Origin of the sequence: Anaerosolibacter carboniphilus (assembly GCF_014205875.1) — a bacterium.
Classification (GTDB): Bacteria; Bacillota; Clostridia; order Peptostreptococcales; family Thermotaleaceae; genus Anaerosolibacter; species Anaerosolibacter carboniphilus.
Map to the genome: position 1 here is coordinate 33,913 of NZ_JACHEN010000023.1, position 21,061 is coordinate 54,973.

The window sequence follows — 21,061 nt, forward strand, 5'->3', positions numbered from 1 at the left end:
AAATGTAAGGCCTCCTGACATATAGGAGGCTTATTTTTATATATAGGAAATTATGGTCTTCGATTTCCTATATATGGGGTGTGCAGAGGGGATTCCCCCTTTGCCGCTTTCAGGAAGGTGCTCAGGCTGCCTCGCAGCCGTCGAAGGAAACCTAGGGTTTCCTAGCGAAAACAAATTGCCGGTAGGCAACTTTGTTCATCGTTGTTGAATTCTAATGAAATTCTAATCTTGTTTTAAGATATATCTAATTTTTTATGGATATATTAGAATAATATGGCAGTATAAATGTTAAATATTAAAAAAAGATTTTGAAAGTATCCATACAAATGTGAAACAATTTCGTATACAAAGTGTATAAGATATTGGGGAATATTTTGGAAAAATAGGAGGGAGTTTGTGGATAACAAACGTATATTCAGTTAAAGTTTGATAGGAATTATAAAAAATTTTATAGAAGGAAGGGAGAAAGAGTGAAGGAACACGATCAGCAAAGTACTATGCATATTCCAGAGTTGGAGGAACAGAAGAACATTTTTGGAAGATGGTCTGCATTTTTTATTGATCGCTTTAGGATTGTATATCTAATCATTGCAGCCATACTTATATGGGGAATTGGAGCATACATAGAAATGCCAAGGGAATTGGAGCCAGAGGTGGTACTGCCTTATGGACATGTGTTAACGACCTACGTGGGCGCTGGTCCAGAGGAGATGGAGACATTAGTTACCAAGGAGATTGAGAAGAAGCTGGATGAACTTGAGCATGTAAAGAAAATATCTTCTTCGTCAGGATACGGCTACTCATCAATTTTTGTAGAGTTTGAGCAGGGCGTGGATATGGATGATATGCTTCAAAAAATGCGAGATAAGGTATCAACAGCTCAAACGGAGCTGCCAGAAGATGCTGAGACACCTCAGATATCGAGGCTAGAGACCAATAATGCCCCTATTATGATTATCAATGTCAGTGGCGACTACGATTTTGCAACTTTGAAAAGTATCACGGAGAAAATCAAGGAAGAAATTGAAAAGAATAAGGAAATCTCTGAAGTACAGATCATTGGAGGCTTAGAGCGAGAGATCAAGGTCATTGTAGATCCCCAGAAACTTTCCGTGTACAATTTATCATTAGATCAAATCAAAAATGCGATTGCATCATCGAATGTGAATTTTCCTGGGGGAAATATTGTTCTGGACCAGAAGAACTATAATATTCGTACGGTGGGAGAGTTTTTAGATCCAATGCAATTGGAGAATGTCATCATTACATACATGGGAAACAGTCCTTTGTTCTTAAAGGATATTGCTGAGATCGAGGATGGTTATGCTGAGATCGACTCCTATTCGAGAATGGCCTATGGTATCGGAAGCGATCAAGCCAGTGTAAAAAAATCTGTGGCCCTATCCGTGAAAAAGAAGACAGAGGCAGATGTCATCAAAGTCAGTAAAAAGATTCATCAGCTTTTGGATCAAGGAGAAGGGACCCTGTATCCAAAGGATATACAGGTGGAGGTCAGTGGAGATACAGCGGTGTATGTTGAAGATGAATTGGGCACTGTCGTGCAAAACTCCAAGTCAGGTCTTCTTTTAGTCATTATTGTATTGTTCTTATTTATCGGTTTTGGAGAAGCATTGATTGTTTCTTTGGTTATTCCATTATCCATTTTTATTGCTTTTGGCCTTATGGATATAGCAGGGATGACGTTTAACAGTATTACCCTCTTCTCACTCATCTTAGCTGTAGGAATGCTGGTGGACAATGGGATTGTTGTTATGGAGAATATAGATCGCTTGAGGCACATGGGTTTATCCGCGAAGATGGCTGCTGAAGTGGCTACCAATCAGATTGCACCTGCCGTAGCCTCGTCTACCCTTACGACCTTGGCGGCCTTTTTCCCAATCATGTTGACCACAGGAATCATGGGGGCATGGATCAAACCCATTCCCATTACCGTTATTTTTGCTTTGTCGGCCTCTTTTCTCGTGGCGGTAACGATTACACCAGCTTTATGCAGCATGGTATTAAAAGAACATAAGGGTGCAGCAAAAATTGCCAGCCATCCCAAAATAGAAAAGCTAATGAAGTTTGCTTCTGTTTTTCTAGTATGCGGCCTATCCTTATATGCTTTTAAGGATGAAACGGGAGGTGTCTTCGGCTTTGGTACCCTTTCCATTGTATTTGCAGCTCTATTTACTACAGCCATGGCAGCGAAACAGTTTTTAAGAAGAAAGGACGGCAAATCCCACCCGATTATCAGAAGATATGGAGATACTTTATATCAAATCATAGGGGTGAAGTGGAAGAGAAGGGTAGTATTGGGCGCTGTATTTACGGCCTTTGCGCTGAGCATTGCTCTTATTCCACTGGGTATTTTGAAAGTAGAAATGTTTTCGCCTACGGATGCCACACGACTGTATATCAATATTGAAACCCCATTAGGCACAAATATTGATGTAACTTCTCAAATTGCTGAAGAGGTAGAAAAAAGACTATTGAAGTATAGTGAGATCAAGAGTTTTGTATCCAATATTGGAATCACGGGTGCTGACAGTTTGGATACCATCAGCATAGGTTCCAGCAGCACACCAAATAAAGCAAGAATTATTATAGATCTCCATGAGGAGAAATATCGGGATCGGACCAGTATGGAAATAGCAGCAGAGCTTAGGGAAGTCATTAAGGATATTCCTGGGGGAAAAATCCAGGTACAGGAATTGGAGAGTGGCCCACCTTCCAGTAAGCCGGTTTCCATAGAACTGAGAAGCGAAAGCTTTGATGATCTTAGAATGGTAGCGTCAGATTTTGCAGAGATATTGAAATCCGTTGAAGGTACAAGGGATGTAGAGAGCAGCATGCAGGAAGGTGCACCTGAATTGCAGGTAAGGGTAAATAAGGAAAGAGCGAGCCTTCTGGGCTTAGATGACATGACAGTAGCTTTAGGCATCCGAAATGCTACCCATGGATTAAAAGCTACTACCTTTAGGAATAATCAGGATGAGATTGATGTTGTAATTCATACATCAAAGGAAGAACTGAAAACGATCAAAGATCTGGAGAAGATTTATTTTCATTCCCGAACAGGTCAATCTATTCCATTCAATCAAGTAGCAGAGATTGTGGAAACCCAGAGCATGACAGCCATTGCCCACGATGATTTAAAGAGACAGGCCAGCGTTTCCTCAGATGTAGAGGTAGGAATCATTCCAGGAGATGTAGTGAAAGCCTTTCAAGAGGCCATTGCTCAATATCCTATACCAGAAGGCATGACAATGGGATATGCAGGAGAACAACAGGAGATGGAAGAATCCTTTACAGATATGTTCAAGAACATGGCGATTGCCGCGATTCTAGTGTTTCTCATACTGGCAATACAATTTAATTCCTTGTCTCAGCCTTTTATTATTCTGTTTTCAGTACCGATGGCTCTTATTGGTGTCATGCCAGGGTTGGTTCTTACAGGCAATACCTTCGGCTTTGTGTCCTTTGTAGGGGTAGTAGCCTTGGTAGGAATTGCAGTAAATGATGCTATCGTATTAGTAGATTATATCAACTACTTAAGAAAGAGCGGCTATGACCTAAAGGATGCAGTGAAAGAAACGGGTATCACCCGATTTATGCCTGTTATGGCAACCACGATTACAACAGCGGGAGGTATATTGCCGATTACCATAAAACAACCATTCTTTGCGCCCATGGGCTACGCTTTGATCTTTGGATTAAGTATGGCTACGATCCTTACATTGATAGTAGTGCCTGTGTTATATACGATATTGGAGGAATCAAAAATGAATAGAGCAATAAAAAGAGAAAAGGGTCTAGTAAAGGAGGCATAGGAAATGAAAAAACTGCTAACTCTGTTATTGGTCGTTAGTTTTATATTTACAGGCTGTGCTTCAAAAGATGCAAATCCTGTGGACGCTAAAACTGGAGAAGAGACAACGGCAAAGAAAGACGTCACCTACGTGAAAGTAAGTCCTATCATTGTGAAGGATTTCACCCAAAAGCTGTCCTTGCCGGGAACATTAGAGCCCAAGGAAACAGTAGTGATTACGCCTAAGATCAATGGATCTGTGGAGGGAATCTATGGAGATATCGGAAGTAAGATAAAAAAAGATACACTTTTATGTAAGCTTTCGGATACGGAGTTTAGACTTCAATATGAGAATGCTGAGATTAGCCTCAAGAAAGAAAAACTTACCTATGAAAGCATTAAGAGAAATTATGATCGTTATAAGTCGCTGTTTGAAAGCGGAGCCTTGTCCCAGGCAGACTTTGAAAGTAGTGAAGATCAGTATGCGTTAGGACAGGAGCTCCTGAATTTAGCTCAGAATAACTACGAGCTAGCAAAACAAAATCTTGTCTATACGAATATTAAAGCGCCTATTTCTGGTGTGATTAGTCAGAAGGATGTTGCCATAGGTGAGAATGTAAGTCCTGGGAAAATGCTCTTCACGATTGTGAATGTAGATGAAATATATGTAGAAACAGGTATATCGGAAAGAGATATTCCGAATATCAAAGTGGGGCAAAAAGTAGTGGTCAAGGTAGATTCCATGGGAGAGATGGTATTAGAGGGACAGATCACCCATATCGGACCCGTGCCTGATCAGCAGACAAAAGCTTATCCTATAAAAGTTCTTATAAAAAATAAGGATCAGGTACTTAAGCCTGGAATGTTTGCAACGGTAGAAATTCTTTTGGATGTCCATAAGGAAGCCATGGCTGTACCTAAGAGTGCCATTCTTACTGAAAATGATAAGCAATTCATATTTATTGAAAGGGATGGAAAAGCATATAAAAAATTAGTAAAAACAGGATATAAGGACAACGATGATTGGGAGATTATCGAAGGCATTGAAAAGGATGCAAAAGTAATTGTAGTGGGAAAGGATAAACTGATGGATGGTAATCCAGTAGAAATAAGGGAATAGCAAGGATTTGATGACGAAATATAAGAATAAACATATACTAAAAATAGAAGTAAGCGTAAGAAACGGTCTAAGGTAGGCAAGGCTCTTCAAGTTTTTGTCTTTAAATAGAAGATTGGGAAGAAATATGCTTTGAATGGAGTAGGCGCAACCAATATAGAGGGGGGAGTGATACCTGTGGTAAAGAGTTTGCATTATAGAGAAGTAACCAGTCTAGACATGGCGCAAGATCAGCAAATTCAGCAATGGTTAGAGAGCCATCGTCATGAAAAAGGTATTCACTACAAAAGAAAAGGAAAGAAGATATACATCCTCATCAGCGGTGGAGAAAGGCCTACAGGAGGGTATAAGGTCGTCATTGACCAAGCAAGGTTAGAAACCTTAGACAGTGCTTATGTATCTGCTCATATAACAGGACCAAAACCAGGTGTTATGGTAGTACAAAAGCTTACGTATCCCTATGCTTGTATTCAAGTTGAAAGCGAGGATATCAAGAATGTGCAGGGGGCTTTAATGGGCTAGAAATGCTAACTTCCCTAAAAAATATATCTTATTTATGAGAAAGAAGCTATTACAAATGAGTCACCAAAAATGAAATCCTCCATATATTGATATTGGGAATGGACAATCCAAAAATTCCCGAATATGAGAGGAGGAAGAGAACCCATGTCATGTAATAAAAAAATTCCTGGCCCAACCCTAGGCATAGAAGATAGATGCTGTACAGCTACAACAGGCTGCAGTTTTGACGGGACTTTAAGAAATGTAGTAACAGAACCTATTTATGTGCAGAAAGTGTATGATGCAGCATTGTTTAACCTCCAAGGGCTTAGAACTATCGAAGGACAAATTTTCACACCAGCATTAGGCAGAGGGGCAAGAATTATTGCTATTCGAGAAATTCGATGCAGAAAATTCTTTAATCCTCAAAACATCAATGATCCCAGAAACTTAACCGTAACACCAACCACAACCTTGGCTGGTGCTGAATTTGTAGAAGATGGTGCAGGGAGAGATGTTCTTGTAATTGGGCCCGATGGTACAGCTTCAGAGAGATTAGTCTTTGCCAATACAACTGAGTGCGATGAGGAAGGTAGAGGAACACCTATTTTTGGAACACAGAATATCGCCATCACAGGAAGTGTTGTAGTTGAAATTGATGTGGTCTATCAAGATGACTGTGATAGAGATAACAGAGCGACATTGAAAGCAATCGTCCCCATTGCAACACCAGCTGCACCTTTGATTTTGACAAACTTCTTCGAATTATGCTTGCCATCTGTATTCGATAGTGCTTTCTTGCCAAGATTTACTGAATTCTGCAATATCGATTGCGAAGTAAGATTGGCTACCAATAGCATCCGAAGAGATATTATGATCGATCCTGCCACAGGAACCGTAAGAGCAAATCTCATCATCGCTCTTTGCGTGACCTGTGAGAAGAAGATTGTGGTACCTGTTCAGCTTTGCGTATTGTCTACAGGCTTCCCAGTATTGGAGGCTAATGTAGAGCAAATCTGCTCAACATTCCCACAATTATTCCCAAATCAGATTGATGAATCTTCGAAACCTTGTGGTCAAGAGTTCTAATAGTAACTCCCTGGCGAATGCCAGGGAGTTTGTTCTTATTCATTCAGTCAGGAGAGGTTATAATATGGTAAATAAATATGTTTACAAAAAATGGATCATAGGTTAAGACTGTAGAGGCGCCCATTGGGCGTCGGAGAATGGATCATTGCCTACGAACATGGACGTGCAATGCACGCCTCTACTATTATGTCATAATATTAATTATATATTGTTTATTTATAAAGGGCAGAGAGTGCTATAATAGATATAGAGTATATGACATGAGGTGAGAATTGTATGAACAATACGATAAATGTTATCAAGGATCAGACATTAACTTATCAACAAAAGGTTATACAGCTTGCCAGGGAGGCAGAGAACGGTATTCAAGTGCTGAATATCTCTCAGAATGTAAAATCTTATATGGATAAAGGTATTATTTGTGACATGTTTGAAGGCAACGCACCCTATCGACCAAGATACATTCTGCCGGATTATCAAAGGTTCATGAAACAGGGCAGCAACTTCTTAGGGCTACAAGCCCCAGAGAGTTTGGGGGAGGCCATCAATCATCTGTTGATCCTCTATAAGCATGTACCCTCCATTACATCTTTTCCAGTCTTTCTTGGAGAATTGGATCAATTATTAGAGCCATTTATCGATGATGAAGAGGAAGCCTATAAAGCCATTAAATTATTTTTAACCCACATTGATCGTACATTGACAGATTCCTTTGTCCATGCCAATATTGGTCCCAAAGCAACGAAAGCTGGACGATTGATTTTGAAGGCTGAAAAGGAGTTGAAAAATGCTGTACCGAATCTAACCCTTAAGTATAACAAAGATACGGAGAGGGAGTTTGCCCTGGAAGCCATATCTACAGGATTAGAAGTATCGAAGCCGTATTTTGCCAATCATGAAATGTTTGTGCAGGATTTCGGAACAGCCTATGGTACTGCCAGTTGTTATAATGGGTTGCCCATAGGGGGTGGAAGCTATACTTTGGTACGGCTGAATCTGAAAAAATTGGCCGAGGAAGCGGGTAGCTTGGAAGAGTTTTTGAAAGTCTATATTCCGCGGGCAGTTCAGTTGATGAATATTTTGATCGATGAGAGAATTCGATTCCTTGTAGAGGAAAGTGGTTTCTTTGAAAGCAGTTTCCTTGTGGAGGAGGAACTTGTGAGAAAAGATCGGTTTACTGCCATGTTTGGAATATTTGGCTTGGCTCAATGCGTAAATCTACTTTTAGATGCCAAGACCCCAAAAGAACGTTATGGACATAGTGAAAAAGCAATGAAGCTAGGTTATGATATCATTAAAACCATCGAGCGAGAAGTGAATCAATATGAAAGCCCCTATTGCATTGCTACAGGGAAAAGATTTTTACTTCACGCCCAGTCAGGAATCTCCGGGGATGTGGAAGAAACCGCAGGCTGTAGAATTCCCATTGGTGAGGAACCAGAACTCATGGACCATATTCTTCATGCAGCAAATTTTCATCCCCTTTTTCCATCCGGAATCAGTGATATTTTTACATTTGAAACCACAGCAAGGAAGAATCCAGAATTTGTGTTGAATATTATTCAAGGTGCCATGGAAAAGGGGCTAAGGATGTTTGCTTTCTCTTGCAGCGATAATGATTTAATGCGAATTACAGGGTATTTAGTAAAGAAATCAGAGATGAAAAAGCTAAAAGAGGGCCAACAGGTACTCCACGATACAGTAGGATTAGGACTGGAGGCGGCTGAAAAACAAAATCTATATGATCGAAAGGTCACGCAGAATGACTAAGGGTTATGTCCATAAAATCATACCCTTTAGTGCTGTGGATGGACCAGGAAACCGAATGGTGATCTTTCTCCAGGGATGTAATTTTAACTGTATCTATTGTCATAATCCTGAGACCATTCACCTATGCAATCACTGTGGTATTTGTTCAACCTGCTGCCCCTATAGCGCTTTAGATTGGAAAGACGGAAAAGTCGATTGGAATCAGGATTTGTGTCAGCATTGTGATCACTGTATAAAGGCATGTCCCCATACCAGTTCGCCAAAGGTAAGAGAGATGAACGTAGAAGAGGTAATCTCTCAGATTCAAAAGGTAAGACCTTTTATTTCCGGTATTACGGTATCGGGGGGAGAGTGTACTCTGCAGATAGATTTTGTTAAGGAACTTTTTAAAAAAGCCAAAGATATGGGGCTGACTACATTTCTAGACACCAATGGTTTTGTGTCCATGGGTCACTTGAAAATCCTGGGAGAAGATATGGATATGGCCATGGTGGACCTAAAGGCTTGGGATGTAGAAGCGCATGAAATGCTTACTGGACAGGAGAACACTTTGGTTTTACAAAGCATCCGATATCTTGCAGCGCAGCGCAAGCTCTACGAAGTGCGAACGGTGATCGTACCAGCGCTATTGGATAATCATGAAACTGTTCAAAAGACCGGTCAGCTGCTTGCGATGCTAGATCCAGATATAAGATATAAACTCATCCGATTTCGTCCAATAGGAGTACGAAAAGAGGCAGCAAACTTAAAAGAACCCTCCGATGAGTTGATGGAAGACCTCATGGACCTTGCAAGAAAAGAGGGCTGCAAACATATAATCATTGTATAAAACAGACCTTCCCAGATCATCGGGAAGGTCTGTTATTATGTTTCCATTTGAAATTGATGGGAACAGCTAGGGCATGTGACCCGGATTCTTCCCTTGTTCGTAGGGACCCTTAGTCTTGAACGACAGGAAGGACAGTCTAGAATGGTAAATTTCAGTGCGCGTTCAATTTTTTCGGGATTGAAGCCTACGATGGCCTCGTCACCGATGAGAAAAGTGGGGACACCTGTAATTTTTCGCTGTGTCATTTCCCTTGCAGCGGCAGGATCATGGTGAACATCCTTCTCAATAAATGGAATTCCTTTTCTCGAAAGATACTCTTTCGCAGTATGGCAATGGGGTCATGTTTTTGTTGTTAAAACGATGATTGGCTGCATAGAGGATGCCTCCCTTGTATGTCAGATATTTTGCAAAATCACTACTTTCATTATACCCAAAGGATGTAGAAACCAGCAAGCGTGTGATAGAAATGGATGAGAAGCATTTAATCGTTACGCTGAATGACGCCGCAGGCCAGACGCTTTCCAGCATCGCCAGCAGGTTGACTACGATAATCATCGGGACTTTGATGGATGATTACAGCTTTTCCAATGGCATCCTTTACTCTAAATTTATTTGTAAAGAAAGTCATTTTTGCAACTCCGTCATTTGAGAACAATACAGGAAAATCTCCCGCATGATTTCCATGGGGCTGATTGGTGGGATTCCAGTGTTGGCCTGCTGCTTCGAAGGGTTTTTCAGGGTCACCGATGGTACAATCACCTTTTTCATGGAGGTGAAAGCCATGGGGCCCAATGGGAGGTTTCTCTTTACTACCTGGTTGATAAGGTGGAAGGCCAACCACTTGGACATAGACCTCTGTGCCGCCAGGGACATCTTTAAAATAGACCACGCCTCTTAAATCTGGTGCCAAGGGGCCACCTTTGAGATGGGCTATTGCGAGGGTTGGAGTGGATGAAGTATTATTCCCTCGGAAGGAAGGACGTTGATAATATGAAGATATTGGATACATGGGCATATAGGGAGCGGTATCCATATAGTAACCTGGATAATAAGGATATTGCATAAGATGTATCTCCTTTCAATTATATTAGAGTGGTGGGATTTACTGAAAAAACTTGGATGATATGATCTAACACTATTCACTTTATCCTATGCATGTTGAGATAAAGATGTTATAGATAGAGACATATTAGATAAAGAATGCAACATAAATATCACAGATTAAGATTAAGGTTGTAGGGGCGATTCACGAATCGCCTGGTATTTGGGAATATCTATTATAGGCAACATCGTAATTACTGTCATGCTGAGTGCAGCGAAGCATCTAAAAGATTAAAAACAGATCCTTCTCGATGTTCAGGATGACAGCTGGGTTGGTATTAGTGGTCTGCGGGCGAGCACTGTTCGTCCCTACTGCTTTTATTCGATCTCAATCTTATGTCGTATTTTTCTGTGAATAGTCCTATTTATGATTGCTATTATTTTTAAAAAAATATAAAATATATATAATAAAATTTTTATGGAGAGGGCGATAGAGAAATGAATACTTCTGAAATTATGAATGTTGCTTTGGAACTGGCCAACCTGGAAGAAGTACCCTTTGACTCTGGAATTTCTGTTGAAGGAGAGAATATTAAAAAGATATTGATTGGCGTGGATATGGAAACTCCAGAAATCTTACTGGCGAAAGAGCTAAATGTAGATTTGGTGATTAGCCATCATCCTCATACAGGAGAACAAGATGTATACTTCCATAAGGTATTAAACGTACAAATTGATAAAATGATGGAATTTGGGATACCGATTAACAAAGGACAAAAACTCCTGAAGAAAAAGATTGGCCTTTTGGAAAGAGGTGGGCATGCAAGAAATTATGACAAGGTGCGGTCTGCAGCGAAGCTTTTAAAAATGCCTTACATGAACATTCATCTGCCTGCAGATATTGTAACAGAAAGATTTGTCCAGGATCATATCAATGAGAAGATCAAAGACAATCCCAAGGCTACTTTAGGAGACCTGATTACATATTTGCATGAGATTTATGAATATCAGCATACGCCAGCAGGACCAGTGATTCGTGTGGGAAGTGAAAGGGACTATGCAGGAAAGGTAGCTGTGTTGATGGCTGGAGGAACCAATGGAGGGGCAGATGTTTTTAAGGCTTATTTTGAAGCAGGTGTAGGAACGATCATCTGCATGCATGTACCAGAGGACGTCAGAGAAGAAGTAGAGAAACAAAACATCGGAAATGTCATTGTGGCTGGCCACATGGCCAGCGATTCCATCGGATTGAATATATTCATTCGGGAGTTGGAGAAAAAAGGACTTGAAGTGATAAGGATGTCAGGAATTATCGAATAAAATAAGAGGGGAGCTTTGGCTCCCCATTTGCATTACTTACATGTGCAACAATCGCAGCCACAAGCTGCTTCTTTTTTTGCTTCCAGCACGATGAAAACTTCTTTCAATGTACGGATGAATAGTTGATTTTCTTCCATGGTGCCAATGGATACTCTGGCGTAGGTGTCAAACATTGGTCGAATGATGATTCCTCGTTTTTGCATTTCACTAAAAATTTCCTGGGTATCATACTGACAGTTGAAGAAAATATGATTTGCCTCAGAAGGGGCGTAGGTGATGCCCATTTCATCAAAGGCACGATAAATATACTCTTTTCCTTCTTTGTTCAGGGCATAGGCTTTTGATACGAAATCTTGATCTGACAGGGCAGCGATGGCCGCCATTTGGGCAACGCTACTTACATTAAAGGGATTCCGAATTTTATTTAATGCAGTAATGATCTCTTCGTTGGCCATGGTATAACCAACACGAAGGGCAGCTAGGCCATAGATTTTAGAAAACGTTCTCATCACTAGAACGTTAGGGTAACGATCGATGAGTTTATAGGCCTCCCTAGGATAATCATCTCTGGTTACGTATTCATTGTAAGCTTCATCGTAAATGACCATAATATGACCAGGTACTTTATCTAAAAATTCGAGAAGTTTCTTTTCTCCAAACATGGTACCCGTAGGATTGTTTGGGTTACAGAGCCATATGAGCTTTGTCTTGTCGGTGATAGCCTGATAGATGCTGTCTAAATCATAAGTAAAATCTTTCAGAGGTACAACCACAGGAGTACCACCCATCATTTTTGCTGTAGAAATGTACCGAGGAAAAGTCACGTCTGCTACAATTACCTCATCCCCATGGTTTACATAGGCTTTGGAGATCATATCTACCATTTCATCGGAACCGCCGCTAGGGAGTATTTGAGATGGCTTTAAACCAAACTTGGCCGCTAGTGCATCTTTTAACTCTGTGCAATTTCCATCTGGATATAAACTCAAATGATCTAAGGCTTGCCGAATAGCTTCCCCAACCTTTTCAGAATATCCTAAAGGATTCTCATTAGATGCTAGCTTTACCACATGGGTAAGTCCGTATTCTCTTTTTACATCAGCAATGGGTTTGCCAGGCCTATAAGGCTGTAGATCCATAATTTCAGGTCTATGTTGAATTGCCATTTGAGGTGCCTCCTCTCAATTTACAAAAAAAATGTAAGTCATCCAAAATTATTATAACATAAAGATTTTACAGAAGGTATTACATTTTTTAAAAATATGAAAACGTTCTCCTAAAATAATTGCTTACTAATTTTACTAATCTATGAATATGCTACCAGTGCCGTGGCATAATAATAGGAAATATATAGCAAAAGGAGAATGATTCCGTGAAAAAATTAACTTTTCCATAACAAAATATGAAATAATAAAGGAATTTTCTGAAAAGTATAGAATAGTATAAATACTAGTTGTCTAAATATTACAACAATAATGAAGCGAGGGGGAAGCTATATGAAGGGATATCCAAGTGATAAAATAAGGAACGTAGCACTGATCGGTCACGGCGGCTGCGGGAAAACGATTTTAACGGAAGCGATGTTGTATACGACGAAAGTCGTTAATAGATTGGGAAAGGTAGAGGACGGAAATACTGTATCTGACTTTGACAAAGAAGAAATCGCGAGAAAAATATCCATTAGTACATCCCTAATTCCTATTGAGTGGAAGGAACATAAGTATAATATCCTCGATACACCCGGGTATTTCGACTTCGTTGGAGAGGTAAGCAGCGCCTTGAGGGTGGCCGGCGGGGCCATCATATTGTTGGATGCATCATCAGGCATTGAGGTTGGTACGGAAAAGGTTTGGAAATATACAAGCGATCTTAAGATGCCGAAGTTCATTTTCATTAATAAAATGGATAAGGAAAATGTTAATTTTGATAAGTTATTGAATGATTTAAGAGAGACGTTTGGCAAGGCAGTGGCGCCTTTTGCAATTCCTCTAGGTGAAATGAATAATTTCAAAGGCTTTATCAATGTGGTCGATATGATCGGCAGAGAATATAACGGTAAAGAATGTGTAGACATAGCGGTTACCGATGAGATGATGAATGCGATCACCCCTATTCGGGAGATGTTAATTGAATCCGTAGCGGAGAGTGATGAGGTATTGATGGAAAAATTCTTCGGTGGAGAAGAATTTACAACCCAGGAAATCCATGATGGTCTACGTAAAGGTGTATTGACCGGAGATATCGTGCCTGTGCTGGTAGGATCTGCGATAAATAATATAGGTATCCACACATTGCTTGATATGATCAGTGACTATATGCCATCTCCAAAGGATATGAAGCCTTATGAAGGGATTGACGAAAAGAGTGGAAATCCAGTTGCAAGAAAGATCGATCATACAGCACCATTCTCATCCTTTGTGTTCAAGACAGTAGTAGACCCCTTTGTAGGAAAGATCTCCTTACTAAAAGTAGTATCTGGCGAACTAAAGTCAGATATGGAAATCTTTAATCCTGAAAAAGGCGAAGTAGAAAAAGTAGGAAATCTGTTCTTGTTAAGAGGAAAGAACCAAGTGCCTACTGACAGGGTGGTTGCAGGAGATATCGCAGCTATTGCCAAGCTGCAATATGCATCCACAGGAGATACCCTATGTGACAAGAATCATCCCGTCAAGTATCACAAGATCGAATTCCCAGAGCCGACGTTGTTCATGGCAGTGGAGCCTAAGGCAAAAGGGGATGAGGAAAAGATTGGCGTGGGCTTGAATCGATTAACTGAGGAAGATCCAACCTTTATGATCGTGAGAAATGCTGAAACAAAACAAACCCTCATTGGTGGGCAAGGAGATATCCATATCAATGTGATCACCAATAAGTTAAAGCATAAATTTGGTGTCGATGTGCAGCTTGCTGACCAGAGAATACCATTTAGAGAAACCATCAAAGGAAAAGCGGATGTCCAAGGAAAACATAAGAAACAATCTGGTGGACACGGACAATATGGAGATGTAAAAATTCGTTTTGAGCCAGCAACAGAAGATTTTATATTTACAGAAGAGATTTTTGGTGGTTCTGTTCCACGACAATATATTCCTGCTGTAGAAAAGGGATTGAGAGAATGCTTGGATACAGGCGTTCTTGCAGGATATCCCGTGGTAAATCTTAAAGCGGTACTGTATGATGGTTCCTATCATGATGTGGATTCTTCTGAGATGGCCTTTAAGATTGCTGCATCCTTAGCTTTCAAAAAGGGACTTGAAATGGCGAAGCCTATATTGTTAGAGCCTGTCATGCATGTAGAGATCGTCGTTCCTGAGGAATACATGGGTGACATTATGGGCGATATGAACAAGCGTAGAGGTAGAATTTTGGGAATGGAACCGATTGGAGATGGAACCCAGAGAGTGGTTGCGGAAGCGCCACAAGCAGAATTGTTGAAATACGCCATCGACTTACGATCCATGACCCAGGCAAGAGGCAGCTTTACCATGAAATTTGAAAGATATGATGAAATGCCTCAGCATCTAAGCCAAAAAATAATTGAATCAGCGAAGGCTGAGAAATAATAGAAATATGAAAAAGACCTTTTTCACCTCGGAAAAGGTCTTTTTCATTGGGCATGAACAGTGAAATACTGAAAATAGAAATGTATTGAATAATATCTAAGGGTTTACAAAAACTAAAAAAGATCAAAGAAAAGAGGAGGCTTTAGGATGAGTGATCATTATATAAATTATGACAGAGAGCCAGTGGTAAATTCCCATGAAAAGTTAATAGATATTATCAAGGATATTGGACCTGAGGATGAATTGGTCATTACCATGGATGCTTTCGATGCTGATCAATCGGGCTACATTTTTGGCATTCTGGAAAGGCATGGTTTTGAAGTACTTCCCAAGGGAAGCAACGAGGGAGACAAATATCATATTGTTGCTCATCGCAAAAAGAATCATAAGCATTCCTAGCAGATGAAAATAAAATAGACATGGAAAATAGCCAATCAGATGATTGGCTGTTTTATTAAGTGGTAAAAATAAATAGAGAAAAATAAAAATTGAAAGCTATTTTTAGAAAATAACAAAATATGGTGAAAAAACATAGAAAATAAACCTTGAAATCAGTAAGTGAATTCATTAAAATAAAAATCAGAAAGGTCAAAGAAAGTCAAAAATGGAGTGTTGCCTATGTCTAGACTTAGTAATATTATCGAAATGTTTATAAAGGAACTATTAAATGATTCCAACAATCTAGCAGTAGAGATACAAAGAAATGAGTTGGCAGATTATTTTCATTGTGCACCATCTCAGATTAACTATGTGTTAATGACCAGATTTACAGTGGACAAGGGCTATCTGATCGAGAGTAGAAGAGGTGGCGGCGGTTATATCAAAATTGTTAAGGTGAATGTAGACAAAAACCAATATTTAAGGATGTTGATGGATGAAATTGGAGATGCCATTGGCAAGATGAAGGCAGAGGGCATCATCCATCGATTAATGGAGAAGGACTTGATTTCTGAAAGAGAGAAGCGATTGATGCTGGCAGCTATCAGTGACCGAAGTATTAATACGCCGATCAACTTAAAGGATCATATACGGGCCAACATATTGAAAAGCATGGTGGCAACGATTTTCTTAAATGGGAGGGAATAGCATGTTATGTGAGAACTGTAATAAAAACACAGCAACGGTCCATGTAACCAAAATATTAAATGATAAAAAAACGGAGCTCCATTTATGTGAGCAATGTGCGAAGCAGAGTGAGGGTGTGCCCTTTGATACATCCTTCACCATCAACAATTTTCTAACAGGGCTTTTGGATTCTATCCAGGATTCACCCATCAAAGTAGATTATATTAAGACTACGAAGTGTGATCATTGTGGAATGACCTATGGGAAATTTAAGCAGTTAGGGAGACTTGGCTGTGCCCATTGTTACAATGCATTTCAGGAAAAACTTCTTCCCCTTGTAAAGCGTGTTCAGGGTGGTGAGATTCATACCGGCAAGGTTCCCAAAAGGGCTGGTGGAAGCATTCGGTTGAAAAAAGAGATTAAGCGTTTAAAAGGGGAATTAGAAAAAGCAATTCGTAGTGAAGAATTTGAAAAGGCAGCCGTCTTAAGGGACCAGATCCGAGAGACAGAAAGCCAAATCAATCAGGAAAATTAGGGAGGGGTGTACCATGGCGAAGTGGATGGAACAGCTAGGACCTGAAAGTGATATTATTATCAGCAGTAGAATTCGACTGGCTAGAAACATAGAAGAGTTTCCTTTTCCGGTAGCACTGACAAAAAATAAAAGCAAAGAGTTGATTAAAAAGGTAAGAAATGCGATCCTAGAAGGAAATACCACCTTGAAAAATGATTTTGAGGGTTTTGAATTAGAAGAGTTGCCTCAGTTGGAAAAACAGGCATTGGTGGAGAAATACTTGATTAGCGCTGCGCTGGTGGATCAGGCAGAGAAAAGTGCTGTTTTGTTGAACAAGGATGAATCGGTAAGTATCATGATCAATGAAGAAGATCATATACGGATTCAATGCCTATTACCAGGTTTTCAATTAAATGAAGCTTGGAATACTGCAGATAAAATTGATGATGTTTTGGAGGGAAATATAAAGTATGCCTTTGATGAGGAATTAGGATATCTTACCTCCTGCCCTACCAATGTAGGTACAGGTATTCGTGCTTCTGTCATGGTACATCTGCCTGCTCTGACCATGACAGGCTATATCAATCGAATTCTACAAGCAGCCAGTCAAATTGGTTTGGCAGTACGAGGAATTCATGGTGAAGGTACTGAGTTTACGGGAAATATATTTCAAATTTCCAATCAACTGACTCTTGGACGGAATGAAGGAGAGATTATCGCAAACTTAAAGGATGTGACTCTCCAGATTATTCAAAAGGAAAGAGATGCAAGGAATACGCTGTTATCTAGCAACCGCATCCAGCTGGAGGACAGAATGTATAGATCCTATGGAATCTTAGTCAATGCTAGGATATTAAGCTCTCAAGAATTTATGAAGCTTCTATCTGATCTGAGACTGGCGGTAGACATGAAGATTATCGAAGGAATTTCTCTAAATGTCATCAATCAAATGATGGTGATGGCGCAACCAGCCTATTTACAGAAGAGTGCTGGAAAGCCTTTGAGCGTCAATGAAAGAGATATTCGCAGAGCAATGATTGTTAGAGAAAAGCTTACAAGCATGAAATAGAGGCGGCATGCTTTAGAAATGCTTAATAGAAATTTTGATGGAAATACTACAATGAGTGAGAATAAAGAAATATCGTTGGAGGTGTGAAAGATGGCTATGTTTGGGAGATTTACAGAGAGAGCGCAAAAAGCAATTCTCCTCGCACAAGAGGAGGCGCAAAGTCTACGTCACAATTATGTAGGCACGGAGCATCTATTGCTGGGTCTACTACAAGAAGGAGAAGGCATTGCAGCAAAGGTACTCCTAAGCCTTGGAATTGGTGTAAAAGAGTTAAAAACTAGAATTGAAACCATGATTGGTACAGGAAATGAAGATAGTGCCCAACTGTTAGGCTTTACGCCAAGAACAAAAAGGGTATTTGAATTAAGCTTTTCTGAAGCTCGAGCCCTGGGGCACAATTACATCGGTACGGAGCACCTACTATTAGGTTTGATCCGAGAAGGGGAAGGTATCGCTGCGAAACTATTGGTGGACAGCGGCGTAAGCCTTGGAAAGGCAAGAGACGAAATCATCAAGCTCCTTGGCAACTCTATTCCCAACAAGGACGTGGAGGGCAATCATTATATGGCAAACAATAAAGGAACGCCAACATTGAATGAGTATGGTAGAGATTTGACAGAGATGGCCAAGGAAGGGAAGTTAGATCCTGTCATTGGCAGGGAGAAAGAGATTGAAAGGGTTATCCAGATCCTCAGCCGTAGAACAAAAAATAATCCTTGTCTCATTGGTGAGCCTGGTGTAGGTAAAACGGCCATCGCAGAGGGATTGGCCCAAAGGATTGTGGAAGGAAATATACCCGAACTACTAAGAAATAAGCGGGTTGTCACCCTAGACCTAGCTTCTATGGTTGCAGGAGCAAAATACCGAGGAGAATTTGAAGATCGGTTGAAAAAGATCATGGAGGAACTCAGGAAATCAGGGGATGTGATTCTCTTTATTGATGAAATGCATACAATTATTGGTGCAGGTGCTGCAGAAGGAGCCATTGATGCTTCCAATATTTTAAAGCCTGCCTTGGCAAGAGGAGAATTGCAGGCCATTGGTGCTACCACTTTGGATGAGTATAGAAAACATGTTGAAAAGGATCCAGCCTTAGAGAGAAGATTCCAACCCATCACTGTAGAAGAACCAACGGTGGAAGAGTCCATCCAGATTCTAAAAGGGCTGAGGGATCGATATGAAGCACATCATCGGGTAAAAATTACAGATGATGCATTAAGAGCAGCAGCAGAGTTGTCTCATCGATATATTCGGGATCGATTCTTACCGGACAAAGCAGTGGATGTAATCGATGAGGCTGCATCAAAGGTGAGACTACAAATTGTAACTCAGCCACCAGAGCTAAAAGACTTAGAGGAAAAGTTGGAAGAATTGCTAAAAGAAAAGGAAGAGGCCATCAGTGGTCAGGATTTTGAAAAAGCAGCAAAAATAAGGGATGAAGAGAAAAAAATCAAGGATGAATTGGCAAATCGAAAGAACAATTGGCGTGTAGGCCACGGGGATCAAGCAACGGTGGGAGAAGATGAAGTAGCTGCCATTGTATCGGACTGGACGGGTATTCCTGTAAATAAAATGGCTCAGGAAGAGTCAGAAAAGCTCTTAAACATTGAAAGCATTCTTCATGAGCGTGTCATCGGTCAGGAGGAAGCTGTAGAGGCTGTGTCTAAAGCAGTTCGCAGAGCAAGGGTTGGATTGAAAGATCCAAAGCGCCCCATCGGTTCTTTTATCTTCTTAGGTCCTACTGGAGTAGGAAAAACAGAACTGTCCAAAGCGTTGGCGGAAGCCCTCTTTGGTGATGAAAATGCTATGATTCGAATCGATATGTCAGAATACATGGAGAAACATACGGTCTCAAGATTGGTTGGTTCTCCTCCAGGATATGTGGGATATGACGAAGGTGGCCAATTGACAGAAAAGATACGAAGAAAACCATATTCAGTCATCCTATTCGATGAAATTGAAAAAGCCCATCCCGATGTGTTCAATATCCTGCTGCAAATATTGGATGATGGACGATTGACAGATGCTAAGGGTAGAATGGTAGATTTCAAAAATACTGTGGTAATCATGACATCCAATGTGGGTGCCCATACCATTAAAAAGCAAAGTACCTTAGGATTTGCAGGAAATGAAGAAAATGAAAAAAGAGATGCCTACGAAAAGATGAAAGAGAATGTGACAGGGGAGCTAAAGAGAACCTTTAGACCTGAGTTCTTGAATAGAATTGATGAGACCATTGTGTTCCACGCATTGGAGGAAGAGCATATTCAGCGGATTGTGGAATTGATGATCAAGGATTTATCTAAGCGAATGAAAGAATTGAACATTTCACTGGATGTATCCCAAGAAGCCAAGAAACTGTTGGCCGAAAAGGGTTTTGATCAGGCGTATGGAGCAAGACCATTGAAACGTGCTATTACGAAGATGGTGGAGGATGGATTGTCAGAAGAAATGTTAAAAGGCAAGATTAGCAAGGATGATAACATTCTCGTGGATGTTGAGCATCAAGAGATTGTATTTAGGGAAAAATAATAAAAGCTCTCAGGAAGAACTCCCAATCTTGGGATTACTCCTGGGAGTTTTTTTATATGGAGATTGAGAAATAGCTGTAGGGGCGAACAGTGTTCGCCCGTTATTTGTGGTGAGCGCAATTCTGTATAGATGCATAATTGCTGTCATTCTGAACGGCAGTGAAGAATCTCAAAGGAAGATCCTTCGCGATGCTCAGGATGACAGACGGGCTAGTATTCCTGGTCTGCTGGCGAACACTGTTCGCCCCTACGATCTTAATCTCTAGTATATTTTTAGAAAATACATAAAAAAACAGTAAAAATATATTGTATACAAGAAAGGAGTATGTTATTATGAATACTATAGTTTTCCACAAGAAAACAAATGTGCTTAAAATACGGACAAAGAGGTGGAACCATGGGCAAGAAAAAGTTTTTAATTATTGACACAGAAATCTTACCAGATGTATATGAAAAGGTTCTTTTTGCCAAGGAGCTCATCCGTCTTGGAAAGGCGAAGGGCGTCACGGAAGCAGTAGAAATGGCTGAGATCAGTAGAAGTACTTTTTATAAATATAAAGATTTTATTTTTTCTACATCAGAGCATGCAGCGGGACAGAAAGTGACGATATCCCTGCTGCTAAATCATACGCCAGGGATATTATCGAATATACTGAATCACTTGGCTAGCTGTAAGGCAAATATCTTGACCATTCATCAGGATATTCCCATCAATAATGCAGCCAATATCAGCCTTACTTTTGATATTTCCAGCGTAATCATAGGTATGGATGAACTGTTGAACAGTTTAAAAGATCAAAGTGGGGTATTGAGAGCAGAGCTAATCGCAATGGAATAGGAG

Annotated in this window: 16 protein-coding genes and 1 pseudogene; 14 read left to right on the forward strand and 3 right to left on the reverse strand. The window is 40.3% G+C overall.

The genetic code is table 11. From position 1 onward, the window contains the following. The first annotated feature begins 470 nt into the window (after positions 1–470). From HNQ80_RS17055 to HNQ80_RS17080, 6 genes are all read left to right on the forward strand, one after another. Positions 471–3,833 (forward strand): efflux RND transporter permease subunit, encoded by a 3,363-nt coding sequence (locus HNQ80_RS17055; protein ID WP_184311882.1) that lies wholly within the window; start codon positions 471–473, stop codon positions 3,831–3,833. Positions 3,834–3,836: 3 nt separating this feature from the next. Continuing rightward, positions 3,837–4,931 (forward strand): efflux RND transporter periplasmic adaptor subunit, encoded by a 1,095-nt coding sequence (locus HNQ80_RS17060; RefSeq protein ID WP_184311883.1) that lies wholly within the window; start codon positions 3,837–3,839, stop codon positions 4,929–4,931. A gap of 129 nt (positions 4,932–5,060) precedes the next feature. Then, positions 5,061–5,450: a protease complex subunit PrcB family protein gene (locus HNQ80_RS17065; protein WP_207727065.1), complete on the forward strand. Its 390-nt coding sequence runs from the start codon at positions 5,061–5,063 to the stop codon at positions 5,448–5,450. A gap of 144 nt (positions 5,451–5,594) precedes the next feature. Continuing rightward, positions 5,595–6,518: a hypothetical protein gene (locus HNQ80_RS17070; RefSeq protein WP_184311885.1), complete on the forward strand. Its 924-nt coding sequence runs from the start codon at positions 5,595–5,597 to the stop codon at positions 6,516–6,518. A 276-nt stretch (positions 6,519–6,794) separates the two neighbouring features. Further along, entirely contained in the window at positions 6,795–8,288 is a 1,494-nt protein-coding gene (locus HNQ80_RS17075) for a YjjI family glycine radical enzyme (protein ID WP_184311886.1), read from the forward strand. Then, positions 8,260–9,117 carry a YjjW family glycine radical enzyme activase gene (locus HNQ80_RS17080; RefSeq protein ID WP_330602922.1) on the forward strand — a complete coding sequence of 286 codons (858 nt, stop codon included), beginning with the start codon at positions 8,260–8,262 and terminating at the stop codon, positions 9,115–9,117. The genes HNQ80_RS17075 and HNQ80_RS17080 overlap by 29 nt, the downstream gene beginning before the upstream one ends. 35 nt (positions 9,118–9,152) lie before the next feature. Here HNQ80_RS17080 and HNQ80_RS26035 read toward each other — a convergent pair. Together HNQ80_RS26035 and HNQ80_RS17090 are read right to left on the reverse strand one after the other, a co-directional pair. Then, positions 9,153–9,443: pseudogene (locus HNQ80_RS26035) on the reverse strand (glutaredoxin domain-containing protein); the annotation flags it as partial. Positions 9,444–9,598: 155 nt separating this feature from the next. Continuing rightward, on the reverse strand, positions 9,599–10,180 hold the full coding sequence (locus tag HNQ80_RS17090; protein WP_330602923.1) for a superoxide dismutase family protein: 582 nt from the start codon (positions 10,178–10,180) through the stop codon (positions 9,599–9,601). A gap of 476 nt (positions 10,181–10,656) precedes the next feature. Between HNQ80_RS17090 and HNQ80_RS17095 the strand changes: the two genes are divergently transcribed. Beyond that, complete coding sequence (locus tag HNQ80_RS17095) at positions 10,657–11,478, forward strand: Nif3-like dinuclear metal center hexameric protein (RefSeq protein WP_184311889.1); 822 nt, start codon at positions 10,657–10,659, stop codon at positions 11,476–11,478. A gap of 32 nt (positions 11,479–11,510) precedes the next feature. On the opposite strand, the gene hisC is transcribed toward HNQ80_RS17095, so the two are convergent. Further along, positions 11,511–12,644, reverse strand: coding sequence for a histidinol-phosphate transaminase (hisC, locus tag HNQ80_RS17100; RefSeq protein WP_184311890.1), 1,134 nt, complete (start codon positions 12,642–12,644; stop codon positions 11,511–11,513). A 330-nt stretch (positions 12,645–12,974) separates the two neighbouring features. Here hisC and fusA point away from each other — a divergent pair, with 330 nt between their 5' ends. From fusA to HNQ80_RS17135, 7 genes are all read left to right on the forward strand, one after another. After that, positions 12,975–15,041, forward strand: coding sequence for an elongation factor G (gene fusA / locus HNQ80_RS17105; protein WP_184311891.1), 2,067 nt, complete (start codon positions 12,975–12,977; stop codon positions 15,039–15,041). 147 nt (positions 15,042–15,188) lie between these two features. After that, positions 15,189–15,440, forward strand: a complete 252-nt coding sequence (locus tag HNQ80_RS17110) for a hypothetical protein (RefSeq protein ID WP_184311892.1) — start codon at positions 15,189–15,191, stop codon at positions 15,438–15,440. A gap of 219 nt (positions 15,441–15,659) precedes the next feature. Continuing rightward, complete coding sequence (locus tag HNQ80_RS17115; RefSeq protein WP_184311893.1) at positions 15,660–16,127, forward strand: CtsR family transcriptional regulator; 468 nt, start codon at positions 15,660–15,662, stop codon at positions 16,125–16,127. 1 nt (position 16,128) lies between these two features. Further along, a complete protein-coding gene (locus HNQ80_RS17120; RefSeq protein WP_184311894.1) occupies positions 16,129–16,641 on the forward strand; it encodes a UvrB/UvrC motif-containing protein in 513 nt (170 codons plus the stop codon). A gap of 13 nt (positions 16,642–16,654) precedes the next feature. Continuing rightward, positions 16,655–17,689, forward strand: coding sequence for a protein arginine kinase (locus HNQ80_RS17125; RefSeq protein WP_184311895.1), 1,035 nt, complete (start codon positions 16,655–16,657; stop codon positions 17,687–17,689). Positions 17,690–17,779: 90 nt separating this feature from the next. Then, positions 17,780–20,221: an ATP-dependent Clp protease ATP-binding subunit gene (locus HNQ80_RS17130; RefSeq protein WP_330602924.1), complete on the forward strand. Its 2,442-nt coding sequence runs from the start codon at positions 17,780–17,782 to the stop codon at positions 20,219–20,221. A gap of 396 nt (positions 20,222–20,617) precedes the next feature. Beyond that, on the forward strand, positions 20,618–21,058 hold the full coding sequence (locus tag HNQ80_RS17135) for an ACT domain-containing protein (RefSeq protein WP_184311896.1): 441 nt from the start codon (positions 20,618–20,620) through the stop codon (positions 21,056–21,058). Positions 21,059–21,061 lie beyond the last annotated feature (3 nt).